Origin of the sequence: Cupriavidus sp. SIMBA_020, assembly GCF_046535395.1 — a bacterium.
Classification (GTDB): Bacteria; Pseudomonadota; Gammaproteobacteria; order Burkholderiales; family Burkholderiaceae; genus Cupriavidus; species Cupriavidus campinensis.
The window spans coordinates 1-241 of record NZ_JAWRWU010001519.1; the positions used below are offsets into that span (position 1 = coordinate 1).

General features: G+C 57.3%; 1 protein-coding gene. It reads left to right on the top strand.

Going from position 1 to position 241, the window contains the following annotated elements:
• Positions 1–41 precede the first annotated feature (41 nt).
• A partial coding sequence (locus SB751_RS34680) for a hypothetical protein (protein WP_410749572.1) occupies positions 42–241 on the top strand: 200 nt, incomplete at its 3' end.

Consider the following 241-nt stretch of genomic DNA (forward strand, 5'->3'; position numbering starts at 1 on the left):
CCACGAAATGACTCCCGCCCCGAATCCTCAAAGATGCGCCGATGATAGCACCGCGCCCGCGCATCTTTCAGCGCTGCGCATGGCGATTGTTCACGCTGGAAAACAATCAATTCAGCCTGCGTGGCTGTGCAGACGCCTGCCGCCTCCGTACACTGGCCGTCACCGTGACGATCAACCGATGCTCAATCGATAGTCAATCGACACCCAACTTCGAGGAGATGACATGCAGCCCTTTACCGAT